This window comes from Candidatus Ruminimicrobiellum ovillum (assembly GCF_002392975.1).
GTDB lineage: Bacteria > Elusimicrobiota > Endomicrobiia > Endomicrobiales > Endomicrobiaceae > Ruminimicrobiellum > Ruminimicrobiellum ovillum.
The window spans coordinates 231,975-239,370 of the sequence record NZ_DGIC01000009.1; the positions used below are offsets into that span (position 1 = coordinate 231,975).

7 protein-coding genes are annotated in these 7,396 nt (G+C 29.5%); all 7 read right to left on the bottom strand.

Annotated features, from left to right (window positions below; translation table 11 throughout):
• Positions 1-2: 2 nt before the first annotated feature.
• Entirely contained in the window at positions 3-1,790 is a 1,788-nt protein-coding gene (locus B2Y85_RS03970; RefSeq protein WP_372519179.1) for a thiamine pyrophosphate-binding protein, read from the bottom strand.
• The gene (locus B2Y85_RS03975) at positions 1,783-2,433 is read right to left on the bottom strand and encodes an HAD family hydrolase (RefSeq protein WP_372519180.1); all 651 of its coding nucleotides are present in this window, start codon (positions 2,431-2,433) and stop codon (positions 1,783-1,785) included. Before B2Y85_RS03975 ends, B2Y85_RS03970 begins: the two co-directional genes overlap by 8 nt.
• On the bottom strand, positions 2,417-3,241 hold the full coding sequence (locus B2Y85_RS03980) for an aldolase/citrate lyase family protein (protein WP_372519181.1): 825 nt from the start codon (positions 3,239-3,241) through the stop codon (positions 2,417-2,419). Before B2Y85_RS03980 ends, B2Y85_RS03975 begins: the two co-directional genes overlap by 17 nt.
• Positions 3,242-3,255: 14 nt before the next feature.
• Positions 3,256-4,098: an NAD-dependent epimerase/dehydratase family protein gene (locus tag B2Y85_RS03985; RefSeq protein WP_372519182.1), complete on the bottom strand. Its 843-nt coding sequence runs from the start codon at positions 4,096-4,098 to the stop codon at positions 3,256-3,258.
• Positions 4,095-5,075: a glycosyltransferase family 8 protein gene (locus B2Y85_RS03990; RefSeq protein WP_372519183.1), complete on the bottom strand. Its 981-nt coding sequence runs from the start codon at positions 5,073-5,075 to the stop codon at positions 4,095-4,097. The genes B2Y85_RS03985 and B2Y85_RS03990 overlap by 4 nt, the downstream gene beginning before the upstream one ends.
• A 62-nt stretch (positions 5,076-5,137) precedes the next feature.
• Positions 5,138-6,145, bottom strand: coding sequence for a glycosyltransferase family 2 protein (locus B2Y85_RS03995; protein ID WP_372519184.1), 1,008 nt, complete (start codon positions 6,143-6,145; stop codon positions 5,138-5,140).
• Positions 6,146-6,193: 48 nt separating this feature from the next.
• Positions 6,194-7,396, bottom strand: a 1,203-nt coding sequence (gene rfbH / locus B2Y85_RS04000) for a lipopolysaccharide biosynthesis protein RfbH (protein ID WP_372519185.1), incomplete at its 5' end; no start/stop codon positions are given.

Genomic DNA, 7,396 nt, shown 5'->3' on the forward strand with positions numbered 1-7,396 from the left:
TGTTATATTTTATGATTTATAATATTTTCTTCAAATTCTTTTCTGTCCAAGAAAGGAAACATATCTTCAAGTGTGGGTGATACCATTGTTCCGTCGGGAAGTTTTTTTGATGAAAGTTTCGGTAAGAAAGAATACTCTTTTTCTACCATAACCTCACATAAAACAGGACCATTAAATTTTAAAACTTCTTTTATTTCTTTTTCCATTGTTTTGGGATTTTTTATTCTTTTTGTTTTTAGTCCGAAGGCTTTCCCTATTTTTGTAAAATCGGGAACACTTACTCCGCTATCTGTACCGGAACCTGTCATTTTACCGTTAAAAAAGTTTCTCTGAGTTTGTCTTATTGAAGAATATCCGCTGTTATTTATAACAAATATTTTTATCGGTAACTTATTATATTTTATGGTTTCAAGTTCCTGTATATTCATCATTATCGAACCGTCACCTTCCAAACAAATAACATTTCGTCCTTTTGAAGATAAACTTGCGCCTATACTTGCAGGTAATGCATAACCCATGGATGCATTTCCGCCATTCAAGATAAATCTCTGATTTTTTTTAATTACTGCCGTTTGAAAACCGCATACGCAAGCAGAACCGTTTGCCATAACAAAAATATCTCTTTCTTTTAAACATTTTGTTAATGTATAAACAAAACGGTAAGGTTCTATTATATTCGGTTTTTGCTTCTGTTCTTTATAATTTTCAAAGCAATATTTGTTTTTTAAGTTTTTGCAAAAACTTAACCACTTCAAATACTTTGAAGAATTAATATTTTTTGTTTTTGCCAAAAGCTGCGGCATAAAAAATTTTAAGTCGGTATTTATTGCTAAATTCGGTTTTACAAAAGGCTTTCTTAATTCGTCTTTATCAATATCAACAACTATTTTAAAAGCATTTTTAGCAAAATTTTCCCAATTGTAACTTACTTGTCTGATATTATTTCTTGTCCCTAAAAATAAAATCGTATCGGCATTTTGTAATGCAAAATTTCCGGCTCTTTGCCCCACAGTACCTATTCTTCCGATATAATATTTATTTTTTGTTTCCAACAAATCAAAGCCGTTAAATGTTGTAACAACGGGAATTTTTAATTTTTCAATTAACTTATAAAATTCTTTTTGTGTATCCGATAATCTTATACCGTGACCTGCGACAATAAGAGGTCTTTCGGATTTTTTTATTTTTTCAATTATTTTATCTATATTTATTTTTTCGTTTTTTATTTTAGGTTCTTTAAATTCTTTTAAAATTTTTTCATCTATCATAGCAGATTGGACATTCATAGGGATATCAAGCCACACAGGTCCGAATCTTCCGTGAGTCGCTTCGTAAATTGCTTTATCCAAATGGTATTTTATTTCGTCGGGATTGGTAACCATAACGGCATATTTTGTTAACGGTTTAACAACACTTATAATATCAACTTCCTGGTCGCCGAGCTGTCTTAATTTTATATTAGGGCAACTTGCCGTCGTTGTTGAATATTTAACTTGCCCGGAAACATATAAAACGGGAACAGAGTCTGTCCATTGTCCGAATACTCCGTTCAAACAATTAAGTCCCCCAGGACCTGTTGTAACATTTACAACCGCAAGTTCTCTGTTTACTCTTGCATAACCTTCCGCAGAAATCGCACATGCCTGTTCGTGGTGATTACAAACATAATGAATATATTTACCGAAACTGTTATTTAAGTGCATGGCACCGCCGCCGGAAACCATAAAAACAGTTTTTACTTTATAAACTTCTTTTAATCGTTTAGCTACATAATCGGACAATTTAATCATTTGTTATCTTCTCTAAACAAAAATCAGCTTTATCTTTCAATGCTTTTTTATCTGCTCCGTATCCCCACAAAGCAACAAGCGATAAAACTCCTGCTTTCTTTGCAGCCTCAATATCGCTTAAACAATCGCCAACCATTATAGTTTTTTCTTTTGGCAGATTATATTTTGAAACTATCTCTTCTATCATTTGTTGCTTTGTCAATTTTTTATCGTCGTATTTATCTACCATATAAACATCGTCGAAAAAATCTATATTTAAACTTTTTACTAATCGCAATGTAGGAATCTTCGGTTTGTTTGTGGCAATAAATATTTTTTTGTTATTTTGTTTCAAATATAACAGGCAATCCCTAATACCGTCATATAATTTCGTTATATCTTTTTCATCATAATCATAAATTTTTCTGTATTCCGAAACTATGTTGTTTACAATATTTTCATCCGTTAAATCGGGCTTTACTATTTTTGCTATTTCCGCTAAAGACGGTCCCATAACGGACGGATTTAATCTCTCTTTATCAAAAGAAACATTACATTTGTTAAAAGCTTTTTCTATACAAGATAAAACTTCATCTGCGGTATCTGCCAAAGTTCCGTCAAAATCGAAAATAAAATTGTCGTACTCATTAAATCGCTTCAACATTTACTCCGGTTTCTTCTATCAACTTTTTATATCTGTCTTCAAGCATAACAATTCTCTTTTCATCTTCTTTATATATCATTTCGTAGAATTTTCTTTTATTCTTAAGCCACATCAACTCAAAACCTACAGCTTTTAAAATTCCTTTATCTATGTTTTTATCTTCAAATGCTTTCTGTGCATCGAAAACTATTTTTCTTGTTTCAAATTTATATAAAGAATTTTTAGGTAATCTTTTGAAAAACGGCATTGAATGGAAAGACACCCCGCCGCCGATAATAAACTGTTTATTATATTTTTGGCACAATGCAGCCATCTTGTTTGCAATTTCAAATATTTCTTCACAATTGATATCTTCTCTGGTTAATCCCATGGAACCGGTCATATCTACTCTACCCAAAACTATACCGCTTATATCACCGGAATTTTTCGATTTTAATATATCTTCCAAATTATTAAAACCGGTTATTGTTTCTATGTTCATATAGAAAGATATGTCTTGCCTTTCTTCTTCCGGAAAAACAAATTTTGTTGCTTGAACATATTTTTTTGCGGCATAAGCGGTTTCTATCATCGGAGCAACTATCGTGTTCACACCTATAGTTCTTGCATCATACATATCTTTTATAGCTTCACATCCGCCTGTTTTTATTGTTAATTCAAGGCCCGCTTTTGTTACAACTTCTTTTAACCTTAAAGCTTCTTCCATTCTTGTGCCTTCAGCCTCAAATTCCGCTTTAACACCGATAACATTGTGTTCTTGCCTTAAATTTTCTAACGTGTGAACCATTCTCTTTTCTAAATTATTCATTTTTATATCCTATTCTATTTTATTTGTTTATAATAATTATATAATTTTTTTAAACCTTGTTTAATGTCGGTAAATTTTAAATTTTGTATTTCCGATAATAAAACAGAATTATCACCGGTATATTCATTATTCATAATTTTGTTTTTTATAGTTATATTTACTTTATTATTTTCAAAAGCATTAACTATTTCGGCTATTTCCAAAAGACTTATACTTTGCGATGGTGTTATGTTTATTATATTGTTTTTAGCATCGTTTTCTATAAAGTAATAAACAATTTTTTCCATATCTTCAACCCAAAGATAATCGAAAACAACATTTTGATTTATTTCTATATTTTTACCGTCAATAACACTTTTAATTGCATAGGTAGGAAATCTGGTTTCTTTTTCTCCGTATCCGTAACAAGCGAAAATGTTTAACATTAAAAAATCTCTTCTTTCCTTAATCTTTTCAGCAATCAACATTTTCGATCTACCATACAAATCTTCAGGTATAACTTTACCTATTTCTTCTTCTTTAACTTTGTGTAAATTTCTTGATTTATCGTACATTGCACCGGAACCGAACAAAATAACTTGAGTATCATCGGATTTATATTTTAAAATATTATCAACCATTGCAAGATTATCCTCAATGGTTGTATCTTTATCTTGAACATCTCTTGCACCGCCGACCGATGCGCAATGAATTACAAAATCGATTTTATTTTTTTCGAAATATTTTTTAACTTCATCTGAATTTATTAAATTAAGTTCAAAACTGCGAGGAGTTAAAAGGTTATATTTATCTTTTAAATATTCTTTTAAATTCTTGCCTATGAATCCGCCTGAACCGGTTAATAATATTGTTTTCATTTTTTCCTTTTAATTTTAAAAAATAAAATTTTAACTTTCCTATAATCATTTTCATATTTTATTGTTCTTATATCTAAAATAAATCTAATAAAATTTTTTAAATAATAGAAACAACAACACACAGTGCTTATAAAATAATCATTAATAAATTTTAAACTCCAAACCTTATCAATTCTTAAATAGTCAAAATAAAGCCAATCTTTGGTTCGTGGCATCGACATAGTATTCCATGGCTTTTTCTTATAAGTATAATGGATAATAGCCGGAAATTTAGCTGCTTGAATAATTTTTTTACGATTAGGATTATATCTTCTTTCGGGAGTTGAGCGATAAAAACTATCTTGAACATTCCATTTATAATCAAGTTCTTTTATTTTCCCACTACAAACAGCATTTATCACATCCTGATCACCGATTTTAATTTTATCTCCATCTTTAATTGTAAATTCCATCAGTTTGTTATATAGTTTATCTTGTCTCCAGCGTTTAAGATTTATTAAAAGAACTCCGGCATTAATATAAAAACTACTCTTATATATAAATTCGGGATTATATTGTCTTAAATAATAATATCCTATATCTTCTACCCCGGCTAAATAATAATCTTTTATATCTGTTTCAAAAAGTTCTGCAAGAGATTGTTTTATGATAACGTCACAGTCAAGATATATTATTTTTGAAATATCACGGCATAACTCAGATATTTTATAACGAAAATATGTTGTATTTGAAATATGTTTTCCACCAGCAGGAAAAGAAATAAAATCTTTTATATCAACATCTAAAAATTCAACTCCAAAGTCTTTGAATTTTTTTAATGAATTAATATATTGTTTTGAATTATTAGAAACTTTATCACATAGAATATAAAAATGTAATTCATCACCTTTATTTGCTGTTTGTAATATGGAAACCATTGCTGTCGCCATATATTTCAAATAATTTTCATCGGTAGCAAAACAAATATTTATTTGCATAAGTATATCCTAAATTTTTCTGCTTACATACAAGACTATGCATATATAATAAATACATTTACTTACTTTATTCTCCAAAAATTATATTTTTTCTTACCATTGAACATACTTATTATCTTAAGAGGCAAATATAGAAAAATAAAACTTACTAAAACAAACAGAATAATTTCAAGTCTCATTATAAAACTTGAACAAAAGCAAAAATAACTCATAATATTCTGTAATAAAAAGCCATTCTCCTTTATAATTCCACGTGCAATTTCACGAAAAACAACGTTTACTATAGGATCGGTATGTTTATGTTTTACACCCTGAGATTTATCTGAATCTTCTGTCAACCAACTCTTAACAATATTAAGTCTCAATTTATCATCTTTAATTAATAACATACAATTAAAAATCGCAGCAAAAAAGGATTTTACAGGGTATAATTCGCTTGGAATATTTCCTCTTGTATAAGAGGAATCAACTCCAGCATCCCAACCTCCATAAATTGCAACAGGATTTCCTTTTAGATAATAGAACGATTTATTTTTATCATTTATTACCTTGCAAAAAAGTGGTGCATGCGGGCAATAACTACTTATTGAATCATATACATTTCTCATAACTTCACTATTTATAATTGATGTTTTATAAATACAACCAGATAAGAAAACGCATTGTTTTATTCTATCTTCGAATGTTGGATTGACAAATATTTGAGCAATGACTATACAATCATGATCTTCAATCATGGCATCTTCAACTTCTTTCCAATTTTGCCAATCATAGTAATCATCATCACCTAATATCCAAAAATATTTTTTATTTGCAAATTCAATGGCTTTGGCAATATTAGCATTTCCACCCACATTATATTTATTTTTAATAACTGAAACATTTTTGTATCTACTACTAAATTCATTACAAATATCTTGTGTGCTATCCGTAGAGTTGTTATTTAATATTGTTATTTTACAATCTTTTACAGGACAACTATTAGATAAAATTTCCTTAAGTGTTTTTTTTAAACTTTCAGCCCTATTATATGTAATAATTATCAACTCTAAATCATCTTTTATACTCATTTTAACTCTCTAAAAACACTTTTTTTATATACTTTTAAATATTTTTTATTAATTTCCTTCTCTTACAAACTTGTGTATCAATTCCGAAATTTTATCCATTTCTTTTTTACCGAGTTCGGGAAATACACCTACCCAAAAAGTGTTGTTCATTATGTATTCCGTATTGGGTAACTTTTTGTATTCTTTTTCGGTTAATTTGTTTGACATCAACAAAGGAGATTTGCCTATCTTTAAAGGAACATTATTTTCCGTCATCATCGGTTGTCTCAAAATATTCCCTGCAAAAAGCTGCCTTGTTCCTACTCCGTTTTGTTCCAAATATTCAACAAGTTGTTGTTTCGTAAATTTATTATTTTGTTTTACTGTTAATAAAAGTCCAAACCAAGACGGTTCTGTTCCTTTTTCAATTTTCGGAAATATAAAATAATTTTTCAAATCTTTTAATTTTTGCATTAAATATTTTGCATTTTGTGTTCTTTTCTGTAAGAATTTAGGAAGTTTTTTTAATTGACTTAAACCTACCGCTGCCTGAAAATCCGTTATTTTTAAGTTGTAACCTATATGAGAATATGTATATTTATGGTCGTACCCGAACGGAAGTTTTCCGCATTGCATAGAAAATCTTTTTCCGCAACTGTTATCTTTCCCAGGTTTACACCAACAATCTCTTCCCCAATCTCTGAAAGACATTATTATTCTATACAACAGAGAATCGTTAGTTACAACAGCTCCGCCTTCACCCATAGTTATATGATGTGCAGGATAAAAGCTGAAAGTTCCTATATGACCTACAGTCCCGACTTTTTGTTTTTTATACAATGCTCCCAAAGCATCGCAACTGTCCTCTATAAGCCACAAATTATATTTTTTACATAATTTTAAAATTTTATCTAAATTAAAAGGATTACCCAACGTGTGAGCAACAAATATTGCTTTTGTTTTTTTTGTTATTGCTTCTTCGATTTTATTTTCATCAATATTACAAGTTTCCAATTTGCAATCTACAAACACAGGAACAAGTCCCAACTGGATTATCGGATTTATTGTAGTAGGAAAACCGGAAGCGACTGTTATAACTTCATCCCCTTTTTTTATTTGTTTTTCCCCAAGTTTATAAGATGTTAATGCCGATAGTGCCAAAAGATTTGCACTTGAACCGGAATTTGTTGTAAGTGCATACTTTACACCTAAAAACTTTGCAAAACTTTTTTCGAATTCATCGTTAAATCTGCCGGTGGTAAGCCACATATC

Coding starts and splice junctions, on each gene's coding strand:
- B2Y85_RS03980 (WP_372519181.1), bottom strand. CDS start 3,241: ATGAATAATTTAGAAAAGAGAATGGTTCACACGTTAGAAAATTTAAGG.
- B2Y85_RS03990 (WP_372519183.1), bottom strand. CDS start 5,075: ATGCAAATAAATATTTGTTTTGCTACCGATGAAAATTATTTGAAATAT.
- B2Y85_RS03975 (WP_372519180.1), bottom strand. CDS start 2,433: ATGTTGAAGCGATTTAATGAGTACGACAATTTTATTTTCGATTTTGAC.
- B2Y85_RS03970 (WP_372519179.1), bottom strand. CDS start 1,790: ATGATTAAATTGTCCGATTATGTAGCTAAACGATTAAAAGAAGTTTAT.
- B2Y85_RS03995 (WP_372519184.1), bottom strand. CDS start 6,145: ATGAGTATAAAAGATGATTTAGAGTTGATAATTATTACATATAATAGG.
- B2Y85_RS03985 (WP_372519182.1), bottom strand. CDS start 4,098: ATGAAAACAATATTATTAACCGGTTCAGGCGGATTCATAGGCAAGAAT.